The 12,797-nt window shown below is 72.2% G+C and carries 14 protein-coding genes; 6 read left to right on the top strand and 8 right to left on the bottom strand.

Going from position 1 to position 12,797, the window contains the following annotated elements; genetic code table 11:
* The gene (locus ACFY1U_RS12550; protein WP_390694103.1) at positions 1-1,029 is read left to right on the top strand and encodes a Gfo/Idh/MocA family protein; all 1,029 of its coding nucleotides are present in this window, start codon (positions 1-3) and stop codon (positions 1,027-1,029) included.
* Here ACFY1U_RS12550 and ACFY1U_RS12545 read toward each other — a convergent pair.
* The 6 genes from ACFY1U_RS12545 to ACFY1U_RS12520 form a co-directional block, all read right to left on the bottom strand.
* The gene (locus ACFY1U_RS12545; RefSeq protein ID WP_390694102.1) at positions 1,019-1,462 is read right to left on the bottom strand and encodes a GNAT family N-acetyltransferase; all 444 of its coding nucleotides are present in this window, start codon (positions 1,460-1,462) and stop codon (positions 1,019-1,021) included. The two genes, ACFY1U_RS12550 and ACFY1U_RS12545, sit on opposite strands and share 11 nt — an antisense overlap.
* A 43-nt stretch (positions 1,463-1,505) precedes the next feature.
* The gene (locus tag ACFY1U_RS12540) at positions 1,506-2,522 is read right to left on the bottom strand and encodes a Gfo/Idh/MocA family protein (protein WP_390694101.1); all 1,017 of its coding nucleotides are present in this window, start codon (positions 2,520-2,522) and stop codon (positions 1,506-1,508) included.
* Complete coding sequence (locus ACFY1U_RS12535; RefSeq protein ID WP_390694100.1) at positions 2,519-3,880, bottom strand: protoporphyrinogen/coproporphyrinogen oxidase; 1,362 nt, start codon at positions 3,878-3,880, stop codon at positions 2,519-2,521. The genes ACFY1U_RS12540 and ACFY1U_RS12535 overlap by 4 nt, the downstream gene beginning before the upstream one ends.
* A 159-nt stretch (positions 3,881-4,039) precedes the next feature.
* A complete protein-coding gene (locus ACFY1U_RS12530) occupies positions 4,040-5,044 on the bottom strand; it encodes a Gfo/Idh/MocA family oxidoreductase (protein WP_390694099.1) in 1,005 nt (334 codons plus the stop codon).
* A gap of 115 nt (positions 5,045-5,159) precedes the next feature.
* A complete protein-coding gene (locus tag ACFY1U_RS12525; RefSeq protein WP_390694098.1) occupies positions 5,160-5,936 on the bottom strand; it encodes an SDR family oxidoreductase in 777 nt (258 codons plus the stop codon).
* Between the two features lie 26 nt (positions 5,937-5,962).
* The gene (locus ACFY1U_RS12520) at positions 5,963-7,126 is read right to left on the bottom strand and encodes a phytanoyl-CoA dioxygenase family protein (RefSeq protein ID WP_390694097.1); all 1,164 of its coding nucleotides are present in this window, start codon (positions 7,124-7,126) and stop codon (positions 5,963-5,965) included.
* Between the two features lie 116 nt (positions 7,127-7,242).
* Here ACFY1U_RS12520 and ACFY1U_RS12515 point away from each other — a divergent pair, with 116 nt between their 5' ends.
* Positions 7,243-8,286, top strand: coding sequence for a LacI family DNA-binding transcriptional regulator (locus ACFY1U_RS12515; RefSeq protein ID WP_390694096.1), 1,044 nt, complete (start codon positions 7,243-7,245; stop codon positions 8,284-8,286).
* A complete protein-coding gene (locus ACFY1U_RS12510; RefSeq protein WP_390694095.1) occupies positions 8,283-8,897 on the top strand; it encodes a poly-gamma-glutamate hydrolase family protein in 615 nt (204 codons plus the stop codon). The genes ACFY1U_RS12515 and ACFY1U_RS12510 overlap by 4 nt, the downstream gene beginning before the upstream one ends.
* Here the strand turns inward: ACFY1U_RS12510 and ACFY1U_RS12505 are convergent.
* Positions 8,881-10,038: a Gfo/Idh/MocA family protein gene (locus tag ACFY1U_RS12505; RefSeq protein WP_390694094.1), complete on the bottom strand. Its 1,158-nt coding sequence runs from the start codon at positions 10,036-10,038 to the stop codon at positions 8,881-8,883. The genes ACFY1U_RS12510 and ACFY1U_RS12505 overlap by 17 nt on opposite strands.
* A 122-nt stretch (positions 10,039-10,160) precedes the next feature.
* Between ACFY1U_RS12505 and ACFY1U_RS12500 the strand changes: the two genes are divergently transcribed.
* Positions 10,161-11,165 (top strand): LacI family DNA-binding transcriptional regulator, encoded by a 1,005-nt coding sequence (locus ACFY1U_RS12500; protein WP_390694092.1) that lies wholly within the window; start codon positions 10,161-10,163, stop codon positions 11,163-11,165.
* On the opposite strand, the gene ACFY1U_RS12495 is transcribed toward ACFY1U_RS12500, so the two are convergent.
* A complete protein-coding gene (locus ACFY1U_RS12495; RefSeq protein ID WP_390694091.1) occupies positions 11,155-11,499 on the bottom strand; it encodes a cupin domain-containing protein in 345 nt (114 codons plus the stop codon). The two genes, ACFY1U_RS12500 and ACFY1U_RS12495, sit on opposite strands and share 11 nt — an antisense overlap.
* Positions 11,500-11,625: 126 nt before the next feature.
* Between ACFY1U_RS12495 and ACFY1U_RS12490 the strand changes: the two genes are divergently transcribed.
* Together ACFY1U_RS12490 and ACFY1U_RS12485 are read left to right on the top strand one after the other, a co-directional pair.
* Positions 11,626-12,138 (top strand): hypothetical protein, encoded by a 513-nt coding sequence (locus tag ACFY1U_RS12490; RefSeq protein ID WP_390694090.1) that lies wholly within the window; start codon positions 11,626-11,628, stop codon positions 12,136-12,138.
* Between the two features lie 49 nt (positions 12,139-12,187).
* A complete protein-coding gene (locus ACFY1U_RS12485) occupies positions 12,188-12,781 on the top strand; it encodes a hypothetical protein (protein ID WP_390694089.1) in 594 nt (197 codons plus the stop codon).
* Positions 12,782-12,797 lie beyond the last annotated feature (16 nt).

Below are 12,797 nucleotides of genomic sequence, written 5' to 3'. Positions count from 1 at the left end.
ATGGCTCGGCAAGGAACACTGCAGGTCGCGGTCGTCGGCACCGGCAAGATGGGTGCCGACCACGTCCGCCGTGTCCAGGAGGTCGTCAGCGGGGCCAGGGTGACCGCAGTCGTGGACGTCGATGCGGAACGCGCCAAGGACGTCGCGGCCCGCATCGACGGCTGCACCGCCTACTCCGACCCGGCCGCCGCCATGTCGGCAGCCGATGTCGACGCCGTGCTGATCGCCTCCCCGGGGCCCGCCCACGAGGCGGCCCTGCTGACGGCGTTCGAGCACGATCTGCCCGTGCTGTGCGAGAAGCCGCTCACCCCGGACGCGGCCTCCGCGCTGCGGGTGCTGGAAGCGGAGCAGAAGCTGGGCCGCCGCCGGGTCCAGGTCGGCTTCATGCGGCGCTACGACACCGAGTACATGAAGCTCAAGTCCCTCCTGAACACAGGACAGTTGGGGCGCCCCCTCATGCTGCACAACCGGCACCGCAATCTCGCCTCACCGCCCGGCTGGCGCAGCGAGATGCTCATCAACGACTCCGTCGTGCACGAGATGGACGTGACGCGCTGGCTGCTCGGCCAGGAGATCACTGCCGTCACCGTCCTGCGCCCCACCCCGTCCGCGAACGCCCCGGACGGGATACAGGACCCCCAGTTCGTCGTCTTCGAGACCGACGGCGGCGCGATCGTCGACGTCGAGATCTTCGTCAACTGCGGCTTCGGCTACCAGGTCCAGGCCGAGGTGGTCTGCGAACGCGGCACCGCCCGTATCGGCGACGGCCACGGCATGGTCACCAACATGGCCGGCCGCTGGGGCGGCACCATCACGCAGGACTACCTCCAGCGCTTCGCCGACGCCTACGACCGCGAGGTTCAGGCCTGGGTCGACGCCACCCGCCGCGGCGAGGTCGTCGGCCCGAGCGTGTGGGACGGTTACGCCGTCGCCGCGGTGTGCGAGGCGGGCGTGAAGGCGCTGGAGGAAGGCACCCGGGTGCCGGTGGAACTGGTGGAGAGGCCGGCGCTGTACGAGGTCACCCGATAGCCCGGCCGAACACCACCCGGTCCTCGCCGGGCCCGTTGTAGTCCTCCTCCACTCGGACCTCGAACCCGAGACTGCGGTGGAAGGCCACCGACCCCTTGTTGCCGAGGCTCGTGATGGCCTTCAGCCGGACCGCCCCCTGCCGCCGCGCGGCCTCGGTGAACGCGCCGTACAGCTCCCGCCCGAGACCGCTGCCGCGGGCGTCGTCCCGCGTCGCGATCAGATGCACGTATCCGGTACCGCCGGGCGTGACGAAGCCGATCAGATACCCGAGGATGCCGTCGTCGGAACGGGCGACCAGACAGGTCTCGCCGAACTCCTGCACCAGGGCCAGGAGATGCAGATCGCGCAGATCGCGCTCGCCCCAGTAGCGGGGGTGGTCGGCGAGGACCTGCTGGATGTCGGTGACGTGGGCGGGTTCGATGTGTGCGGCCATGGCGGCGATCATCGCAGAGCCATGGCCGTACCGCGGGTTCGCCCTACACCCGGCTCCGCGGCCGCGGTTCGAAGCCCGCCGCCCGGTAGCTCTCGTCGATCAGGGTCATCGTCGCCAGCGCGTCGTCCGCGTCCAGGGGCAGCGAAGTGGCCTCCCGTACTCGGGCCGCGAACGCCTCCAGTTGGTAGGTGTACGAGGACCGGGTGCCGAGTCGCTCCGTCCGCTCGCCGTCCGCGGTGCGGATCACGATCCGGTCGTCCATCTGGGGGAGGACGAAGTTCGGGGCCAGGGCCTCGCCGCGGCTGCCGATGATCCGGCAGCTCATCTCCAGCTTGTCGTACGCCATGTGGCAGCGCGCGGAGGCGGTGGCGCCGTTCGGGAAGGCCAGGTCGGCGTCGAGCCATTCGTCGACGCCGGGCGCGCCCGCGCGTTCCCCGCCGCGCGCGGAGACCAGACTCGGTGCGCCGCCCGCCCAGGGGGCCAGCATGCGTACGGCGTGCAGGCTGTAGCAGCCCAGGTCCATCACGGCGCCGCCGGCCAGCGGCAGCGACCAGCGCGGGTCGGAATCCCCCGGAGCCGGGATGGCGACCATGGTCTCCACCCGCTGCAGCTCGCCCAGTTCACCACTGGCCAGGAGCTCGTGCAGGCGGCGGGTGACCGGGTGGAAGAGGTAGTGGAAGGCCTCCATGAAGACCGTGCCGGCCTTGGCCGCGGCCTCCCACACCTCGGCTGCCTCCTCGGCGTTGCTCGCCGACGGCTTCTCGCTCAGGACGTGCTTGCCGGCCGCGAGGGCGGCCAGGTTCCATGGGCCGTGCAGGCCGTTGGCGAGCGGGTTGTAGACGACCTCGACCTCGGGGTCGGCGAGCAGGGCCGCGTAGGAGTCGGCGACCCGCTCCACGCCGTGCTCGGCGGCGAAGGCCTCGGCGCGGGAGCGGTCGCGGGCGGCCACCGCGACCAGGCGGTGGCCGGCGGTGCGGGCTGGGTCGATCAGGGCGCGTTCGGTGATCCGGGCGGCGCCCAGGACACCGATGCGCAGGGGTTCGCGGACCGGTTCGCTCATGAGGTCGTTTCCTTCTCTGTCCGTTCGTGCAGGGTCAGTGTGCCGCCGGCGGGCGGGAAATGGCGGCGGGCCAGGTCCTGGGCGTGGGCGATGGTGCATTCGATGAGCTCGAAGGCGGGCAGGCCGCCGACGTAGTAGGTGTGGTTGCGGCCCTGCAGGGCGTCCAGCCGGTTCAGGGCGCCGTCTGCGAGGTCTTCGCTGCCGAAGTGCGGCATGAACGCCCACTGGCGGTGGAGATGTGTCTTCTCCAGTCGCCCGCCGAGTTCCGCCACGTCGGCCTCCAGCAACGCGCTCACGTCCTCGGGGCGGCCGTAGGAGTAGAAGGTCCGCACCTCGCTGCCCGGGTAGCGGTGGTGGTACGAGACGCAGTGGCCGGTCGCCTCGCGGGTCGCGGTGTGGCGGTCGAGGAAGTAGAAGGCGTTCTCGGGCAGGCCGGAGGCGGTGGCGAGGGTGGTGTGGTAGGCGTTGCTGCGGATCCGCCCGGCGAGGTCGCGTTCCTCGGCGGTGGCGTCCAGGACGGGCAGGATGCGGTCCAGGGTGACGGCGAGCACCAGGTCGTCGGCCTCCACCGGGCCGGAGTCCGTGTGCACCCGCACCCCGCCCTCGTACCGCTCGACCGACTCCACGCGCGCCGCGCACCGCACGTCCTTCAGCTCCTCCGCGACCCGCTGCCACAGCGTGGCGAACCCGCCCGTGACGGTGAACGCGCCCGCGTGGCCCAGTAGTTCGGGACTTCGGGACAGCAGTCCGGTCATCTCGGCGTACTTGACGAAGTACAGCGCGGGCACCTGGTCGTCGAGATGGCCGTACCCGGCCGCGGTGTATCCCGTGCCGAACGACTCGGCCATGGACTCGAGGCCGTGCTCGGCCAGCCAGTGGGTGACCGGGGCGGCCAGGGCCCGCGCCGAGTGGGCGAGCCCGGGTGCGGCGATGCGCGGGAACTCCCGCTCGCGCAGCGCCCGGTAGCGCCGGAAGGCGCCGTCGCGCAGGAACGACATGGACTGGCGGGCCGCGGTGCGCCGCTCGACGTCGAGGACGCGGTAGCGGGTGGTGCGCTCCGTCTCCATGTCCAGTTCCGTCAGCAACTGTGCCGTCCGCTCGTACCGGTTGGTGCAGATGTGGCCGCCCAGATCGTGGGCCCGGCCGTCGACGTGGACGCTCTGGCACTTCCCCGCCACCGTCTCCTGCTCCTCCAGGACGGTCACCCGGTGTCCGGCGCGCTCCAGTTCACGGGCGGCCGCGAGGCCGCTGGGCCCGGCGCCGATGACCACCACGCGCCGATCGCTGTGTAACTGCCCGCCGGAGAGGGCGGGGTGACGGTTGTCGGCGTGGGGCCGGGATATCTCGCCGGTGCTCATGGTCGTTGCTCCTCGTCGGTCCGACGTGCGTGGATCTCATGGTGATACGGGGAGATCCAGCGGTCGTGACCGACGAGGGCAACGTGGCGATGCGCACACTCGTGCTCCGGGCGCCGGAGGCCGGGCCGGCGCCCGGAGCACGAGGGACTGGGCCGCTGCTCAGGCGGTGCGGACCTCGGCGATGGTCACCGGGCGGTGCTCGTGCAGCGACAGCGTGCACGCGTCGGCGATCCAGCCCGCCTCCAGGGCGTCCGCGATCGTGCAGGGAGAGGGGCGGGTACCGGCGACGACCTCGGTGAACGCGGTGAGTTCGGCGCGGTAGGCGGCGGTGAAGCGGTCCATGAAGAAGTCGTGCGGGGTGCCCGCCGGGAAGGTCACGCCGGGCTCGACGGAGCGCAGCGGCAGCTTGTCCTCCAGGCCCACCGCGATGGAGTCCGCAAAGCCGTGGATCTCCATGCGGACGTCGTAACCCCGGGCGTTGTGACGGGAGTTGGAGACCACCGCGATGGTGCCGTCGTCCAGGGTGAGGATCGCGCCGGTGGTGTCGGCGTCGCCCGCCTCCTTGATGTACTCGGCACCCCGGTTGCCGCCGACGGCGTACACCTCGACGACCTCGCGGCCGGTCACCCAGCGGATGATGTCGAAGTCGTGGACGGAGCAGTCGCGGAAGATGCCGCCCGAGGCGGCGATGTACGCGGCCGGCGGGGGTGCCGGGTCCAGCGTGGTCGACCGTACGGTGTGCAGCTTGCCCAGCTCGCCGCTCTGCACGGCGGCGCGCGCGGCGACGAAGCCCGCGTCGAAGCGGCGGTTGTAGCCGATCTGGATCGGCACGTCCTTGCCCTCGACGGCCTTGAGGACCTCGACGCCCTCGGCCATCGTCCTGGCCACGGGCTTCTCGCAGAAGACCGGGATGCCGGCCTCGACACCGCCCAGGATCAGCCCGGGGTGGGCGTCCGTCGCGGCCGCGACCACGATGCCGTCCACGCCGGCCGCCAGCAGGGCCTGGGGCGAGTCCACGACCTCGCCGCCGAACCGCTCCGCGGCGGACTTGGCGGCGTCCGTGAACGGGTCGGTCAGGACGAGCGACTCGACCACGTCGAGGCCGGAGAGGGTTTCGGCGTGGAAGGCGCCGATGCGGCCGAGGCCGAGGATTCCGATACGCATGAGCTCCGCTGCTTTCCTGTTTCTTGGTGTGTGGTTGCTGTCCACTGCCGGGGCTCCGCCCCGGGCCCCGATCGCCCTTCGGGCTCGTCCTCAAACGCCGGACGGGCTTGAAGTGTCAGTCCAGGCCGCCCAGCACGTTCTGGTCCCAGTCGATCACCGATCCGGTCACCACGCCCGACCGCTCCGACAGCAGGAAGACCACGAAGTCCGCGATCTCGTCCGGCTGGCCCAGCTTGCCCATCGGCAGCCTGGCGGCGGCCTCCTCACGCCAGTCGTCGCCGGCGCCGTGGAAGGCTTTCTGGGTGGCGTCCTCGCCCTCGGTGGCCGTCCAGCCGATGTTGAGGCCGTTGATCCGCACCCGGTCCCAGCGGTGCGCGTGCGCGGCGTTGCGGGTCAGGCCGACCAGGCCGGCCTTCGCGGCGACGTACGGGGCCAGGAACGGCTGCCCGCCGTGCGCCGAGGACGTGATGATGTTGACGATCGTGCCGGGCGCCCTGCGGGAGACCATGTCGGCGACGGCGGCCTGCATCGCGAAGAACGGCGCCTTGAGGTTGATCGCGATGTGTTGGTCGAACAGCTCGGGTGTGGTGTCGAGCAGCGTGCCCCGGGAGGTCAGGCCCGCCGAGTTGACCAGGCAGTCGATCCGCCCGTACACGGCGACCGCCTCGTCCACAGCGGCTTTCGCCTGTGCGGCGTCGGACAGGTCGGCGCGTACGAACATCGCCTTGCCGCCGGCCGCCGTCAGCTCGCTCACCAGTGCCTCGCCGGGTTCCGCGCGCCGGCCGGTGACGGCCACGACCGCGCCCTCACGCACGGCGGCGCGGGCGATCGCGGCACCGACGCCCTGGCTGCCGCCGTTGACGAGGACGACCTTGTCGTCGAGAAGTCCCATGATCTTCGCTGTCCCTTCGGCTCGCGTCAGCTGGTGCGGCGTTCGGCGCTTGCCCGCAGCTCGTCCCGCAGAACCCGCGGCAGCCGGCCCTCGCGCAGCGCCCGGCGTACCAGATCCCCCTGCGAGGGCGGGGCCAGGCCACAGGCCGGCGGATCGCTGTCGAGGTTGGTGGGGAAGGGGTAGCCCTCGGCGCTCGCGGCGATCACGTTCTCCAGCCAGGCCTCGTCCGCGCCGTCCGCCCTGCGCCGCAGCAGCACCGGGTAGACCGCGTTCGTCACCGCCTCCCGGTCCACGCTCTCCATGGCCCGGCCGAAGGCCGAGGACACCTGCAGCAGGTTGGCCATGCGCCGCACGTCCGTGGTGCGGTTGGTCCCGGCGGCGTGGAACAGCGCCGGGTTGAAGAAGGCGGCGTCGCCCTTGGCGAGCGGCAGCTGGACGTGGTGCTCCTTGAAGTACGCCTGGAACTCCGGCCGCCGCCACGCCAGATAGCCCGGCTCGTACGCCTGCGAGAACGGCAGGTACAGCGTCGGCCCCGACTCCACCGGCATGTCGCAGTGCGCGACGGCGCCCTGCAGGGTGAGCACGGGGGTGAGGCGGTGGACGTGCGCCGGATAGGCCGCGGCCCTCGCGTCGGAGAGGAAGCCGAGGTGGTAGTCGCGGTGCGCGGTCTGCGCGAGGCCGCCCGGGTTGACCACGTTGACCTGGGAGGTCACCTGGTAGCCGGGGCCGAGCCAGGCCTCGCAGACCAGAGCGAGAACCGGGTTGGCGTAGTAGTCGGCGAACGCCGCCGGGTCGTAGAGGGCCGCCTTCTCCAGCGCGTTCCACACCCGCTCGTTGGCGCCGGGCTTGGCGAAGTGGTCGCCGGCCGTCGTGCCCGCCGCGTACTGCTCGCGGATCAGCGCGTCGAACACCTCGGTGGCCCGGTCGACCACCGCGTGATCGGGGAACGCGCCCCGGAACACCGCCACGCCGGGCCCGTCCGTGAGGGCCCTGACGAGCTCCTCCTGGATCTCGCGGCGCCCGGCGGCGAGGACGCGCTCGGCGTCGTACAGCAGGACGTTCCGCTCCACCGACGAGGCGTGCGGGTAGTCGGCGGGGTCGGCCGTCCGCTCGACGAGGGCACGGAACGAGTCGAGGTCGCAGTCCTGCTCGGAGAGCCAGGCACGGTGGTGTACGGCGGTGAAGGACATCGGCGTCCTCTCGGTGACAGGGGCGACTCAGCCCTGTCATTCTTGTCAGTACAAACCCGTCGAACAACCAGCAGGCAGCCATCAAAAACCCCTCAAGCCGGCGAGAGGAGCCTGCGGTGGGCCATCCCTTCCCGATCCGGGAGATCGCACGTCAGGCGGGCCTGAGCGAGGCCACCGTCGACCGGGTCCTCAACGGCAGGGGCGGCGTCCGGGAGAGCACCGCGCGGGAGGTCCAGCAGGCCATCGCCGACCTGGACCGGCAGCGCACCCAGGTCCGGCTCGTCGGCCGCACCTTCATGATCGACATAGTGATGCAGACGCCGGAGCGGTTCTCCACCGCCGTGCGCGCCGCCCTGGAGGCGGAGCTGCCGTCCCTGCACCCGGCCGTCGTGCGCTCGCGCTTCCACTTCCGCGAGACCGGCCCGGTGGCGGAGCTGACGAGGACGCTGGACCGGATCGCCCGCCGCGGCTCGCAGGGCGTGATCCTCAAGGCCCCGGACGTGCCCGAGGTGACGGCTGCCGTCGGCCGCCTCGTGGCGGCCGGCATCCCCGTCGTCACCCTGGTCACCGACCTGCCCGCCACCGCCCGCCTCGCCTACGTCGGCATCGACAACCGGGCCGCCGGCGCGACCGCCGCGTACCTCATGGGCCAGTGGCTGGGCGAGCGCCCCGGCAATGTGCTCACCAGCCTCAGCAGCGGCTTCTTCCGCAACGAGGAGGAGCGCGAGATGGGCTTCCGCAGCGCCATGCGCAGCCGTCACCCCGACCGCACCCTGGTCGAGATCGCCGAGGGCCACGGCCTGGACGCCACCCAGTACGACCTGGTCCGCGCCGCCCTCGAACGCGACCCGGACATCCGCGCCGTCTACTCGATCGGCGGCGGCAACAACGCCACCCTGCGCGCCTTCGAGGACCTGGGCCGCGAGTGCGCGGTGTTCGTCGTGCACGACCTCGACCACGACAACACCCGGCTGCTGCGCGAGCACCGTCTGTCCGCCGTCCTCCACCACGACCTGCGCCAGGACATGCGCGAGGCCTGCCACACCGTGATGCGCGCCCACGGCGCCCTGCCGCCCGCGGGGCCTACGCTGCCGTCGGCGATCCAGGTGGTCACGCCGTACAACATGCCCCCGCAGGCGACGAACCGAGGAGCCGGGTGACGACGAGCAGCGAACACGTGGAGATCGAGGGCGTGCGCCTGCTCGCCACGCTCACCACGGGCGGCGAGCTGGGACTGCTGGCCCTGCACGGCAGCAACGAAGGCGGCACGGCCGAGTTGGCGCGGGCGGTGGCCGAGCGGTGCGGGGCCACCAGCCTGGTCTTCACCCAGCCGGGCGTGCCCGATCCGGTGCACATCCCCTCCCCGCGCATGGCGGTCGCACACTGCACGCTGCTGCGGGACTTCCTGTCCCGGGTGGCGCTCACGGTCTCCCTGCACGGCCACAACAGGACCGCGACGCCACGGGCCATCTTCCTCGGCGGCGGCAACCGGCGGGCGGCCCGTCTCGTCGCCGGCGGACTCGACGCCCTGCGGCCGGAGTTCACCCCGGTCACCGACCTCGACGAGATCCCCGTGAAGCTGCGCGGCCTGCACTCCAGGAACCCGGTGAACCTGACCCGCCGGGGCGGAGTCCAGGTGGAGCTCCCGCTCGCGGCCAGGACCCTGCGCAGGCGAGGGGCCCCGGGAGTGCCGGACACACCCCCGCGGCACGTCGTCGACGCCCTGGCCAAGGGCGTGGAGTCGCTGGCCTCCGCTATGCCCGAAGGCTGACCCAGGAGCCGCTCTCGACCGACCGCGCCATCGCCTCCAGTACGGCGGCGCTGTGCACCGCGTCCGGGAGCGTGGCCCCCTGCGGCTTGCCCTCCGCGATGGAGCGCAGAAAGCGGTGGGCCTCGATCACCTTCAGGTCGTCCATGCCCATGGCGTTCGCCGCGCCGGGCTGGAAGGCCGCGAACTCGCCGTCGCCCGGGCCGACGTACACCGTGCTGACCGGCTGGTCCTGGTAGCTCGTGCCGCGGCTGACGCCCAGCTCGTTCATGCGCCGGAAGTCCCAGAAGACCGCCCCGCGGGTGCCGTGCACCTCGAAGCCGTAGTTGTTCTGCTCGCCGACCGAGACCCGGCAGGCCTCCAGCACCCCGCGGGCGCCGGAGGCGAAGCGCAGCAGGCAGCTCACGTAGTCCTCGTTCTCGACGGGCCCGAGCTCGCCGCCGGTGGCGCGGGTGTGGCCGGCGGTGGCGCCGGTGGGCCGGGCCCGCTGGGGGATGAACACGGCCGTGTCGGCGGTCAGCGCCTCGATGTCGCCCAGCAGATACCGGGCGAGGTCCGCGCCGTGCGAGGCGAGGTCGCCCAGGACGCCGCTGCCGCCGCGCTCCTTCTCATAGCGCCAGGTCAGCGCGGACTCGGGGTGGGCGGCGTAGTCGCTGAAGAGGCGGACGCGGACATGGGTGACGGTGCCGATGGCGCCGGAGGCGATCAGTTCGCGGGCGGCCTCGACGGCGGGCGCGTTGCGGTAGTTGAAGCCGACGGCGCCCTGGACCCCTGCCGTGGCCACCGCGTCGGCGACCGCTCGGGCGTCCGCCGCGCTCAGGCCGACCGGCTTCTCGATCCAGATGTGCTTGCCGGCCTCCGCCATGGCGACGCCGATCTCCCGGTGCAGGAAGTTCGGCGCGGTGATGCTGACGGCCTGGATCCGCGGGTCCCCGACGACATCACGCCAGTCCCGGGTCGTCGAGGCGAACCCGAACTGCGCGGCCGCCTCCTCGGCCCGTCCGGGCACCTCCTCGGCGACCGTGATCAGCTGCGGGCGCAGTCCCAGCCGCGGGTAGTGGTGCAGGACGCGGGCGTACGCCTGGGTGTGCACCCGGCCCATCCAGCCGAACCCGACGACGGCGACACCGAGCGAATCCACCATGACAGCCCCTCTTTGGACCGGTCCACAATCTGTCCAGGCCACCCTGAAGCTCCCGCTCAGCAGCTGTCAACCCTCCCCGGACCCTTTGACAAGCCGCACCGGCCCATGGAACGGTCCAGGGCATGAAGCAGCCGACCATCCGCGACGTGGCCGAACAGGCCGGCGTGTCCAAGTCGCTGGTCTCGCTCGTGCTGCGCGGCTCCGAGCAGGTGCGGCCCGAGAAACGGGAGGCCGTGCTGCGGGCGGTGCGCGAACTCGGCTACCGGCCCAACGCCGCCGCGCGCAGCCTCAGCGAGCAGCGCACCCGCACGGTCGGCGTGCTCCTCAACGACCTGCGCAACCCCTGGTTCGTCGATCTGCTCGACGGCCTCAACTCACTGCTGCACGACAACGGACTGCGCATGCTCCTCGCGGACGCCCGCCTCAACCGCCGCACCGGCCAGGACCCCGCCGACCCGCTCCTCGACCTGCGGGTGGACGGCCTGGTCGTCGTCGGCACCCTGCCCGACCCGGCCGCCCTCGGCACGGCCGCCGAGCGGATCCCGGTCGTCGTCGCGGGCGCCCGCGAACCGGCCCCGGCGGGCGTGGACGTGGTGGCGGGCGACGACGAGCGGGGCGCCCGCCTGGTCACCGAGCACCTCATCGGCCTCGGCCACCGCCGCATCGCGCACATCGCGGGCTACGGCGCCGTCGGCGAACTGCGCCGCCGCAGCTTCGAGGCGACGATGCGGGCACACGGCCTCGCGGACCAGGCCCTGGTGGAGGCGGGTGACATGACCGAGGAGGGCGGCTACCGCAGCACCGTACGGCTGCTCAGCCGCCCGGACCGGCCCACCGCCCTCTTCGCCGTCAACGACATCGCCTCCGTCGGCGCCCTCTCGGCGGCCGAGGAACTGGGCCTGCGCGTCCCGCAGGACGTGTCCGTCGTCGGTTACGACAACACGAGCATCGCCCGCCTGCGCCACGTCTGGCTGACCACGGTCGACAACGGCAGCCACGAGGTCGGCCGCCGCGCCGCCCGCTGTCTCCTGGACCGATTCGAACACCCCGGGGGAGTCGGCCGACTGCACCTGACCGCACCGACGTTGGAGATCCGCGGCACGACGGCGGCCCCGCTCACACAGTGATGGCGTAGGCCTTCCGCAGCGTCTCGTGCACCGTCCACGTCGTACGGTCGCCCGCACGCAGGACGGCCATGTCCCCGGGCCCCACCGTCAGCGTCGGCCCGCCCTCGACCTCGATGGTCGCCGACCCGCTGATCACCACGAACAGCTCGTCCGCCTCCGTGTCGGTGACGACGCCGGGCGTGATCTGCCAGATCCCGCGGAGCTGACGGCCGTCCGCCGACTCCCACACCACCTTCCCGGTGACCTCCGGCCTCCCGGAGACGATCTGCTCCGGATCGAGTGGCTCGGGCTCGAGCTCGGCGTCGGGGATGTGAAGAACGAAACTGTGCGTCATGCGCCGACCCTAGCGAGACCGCCCTTCGCCCGTGCCTGGACACTGTGTGCGACATCGGCCCAGGTGGGGGACACTTCGTCGGGGCGCGACTGGCGGCCGGGCAGGTGCCGGGTGATCGTGGAGGACATGGCGCAGACAACCACGGCCGCCCCCGGGCAACGACAGCACGACACCCGCGAGGCCGTTCTCTTCGGCGGTGTCTACGGCGCCGTACTCGCCTGCTCCATGGTCGCGGCACTCAGCCAGTACGGCCACAGCTCCCGCGTCAGCCGACGCTACGACGCCATCTGGCTGCTGGTGACCGCGCTCGCCTCCGCCCTTGCCCACGGCTACGCCCACTACATCGCCGAGCGCGCACCGCAGCGCCGGTGGGACGCCCTGCGTGCCCTCGTCGACGAATGGCCCCTGGTCACGGCGGTGCTGCCGACCGTGGCGATCCTCGCGGGGGCGGGCTGGGGCTGGTGGCCGGCGGACGGGGTGGAGGATCCGGCGTTCGCCCTGAATATCGCACTGCTGTTCACTCTGGGGCTGGTCACCGCACGATGGTCGGGCCGCTCCTGGGCCGTCGCCCTGCGCACCGGCCTGGTCGACGCGCTGCTCGGCGTCGTCGTGGTCGTCGCGAACGCCGTCATCAAGTGACGGCCATCGGGGGCCGATTGCCCCCCGGACTGTCGTATGGTCATCCCTCGTGGGTACGGACATCGACGGTGTCATCGAGAGCCGCTCGCCCGACGGGCACTGGCGCTTCACGGCCGATCTGCTGGACTTCGATCCTCCCCGGGACTACGTCGCCTGGGAGTGTCTCTTCGGAGTGCGCGGTGCGGGGGACGTGGAACGTCCGCTCTTCGCCGCCCGCGGACTGCCGGACGGCATCTCCGACGCGGTACGTGAGGCGGGCATCGGCGAATACCAGCACGACCACACCTACGCCACCTGGACCGAGGTCGCGGCGGTCGACTGGGACGCCCCGCTCGCGCACGGCCCGGCCTGGAACTGGGCGGTGCGGTCCCTGCCGGACGGTGACGAACTCGTGCGGGTGACTCCGGGCCTGCGCTCGGCGGCCGCCGACACCTTCGGCGGGAACCTGCTGCTGGCGCCGCCGGAGTGGCCCCCCGGCGCCGAGGTGCGCCTGGACGACGTGGCGCACCGCCCCGTGATCCTCACGGCCCGGATGCTCGCCCCGCCGGACGAGGGATGCTGGGCACAGGTATGGAGCGCCATGCGGGACCTGGCGGCCAGGTACGGCGACGAGCACGTACGGCTCGTCGTCTGGTTCGGCTGACCCGCGCAGCGGTGAA

The organism is Streptomyces sp. NPDC001351, from assembly GCF_042896045.1.
Lineage (GTDB): Bacteria > Actinomycetota > Actinomycetes > Streptomycetales > Streptomycetaceae > Streptomyces.
This window is presented reverse-complemented; position numbering and strand designations above follow the sequence as displayed.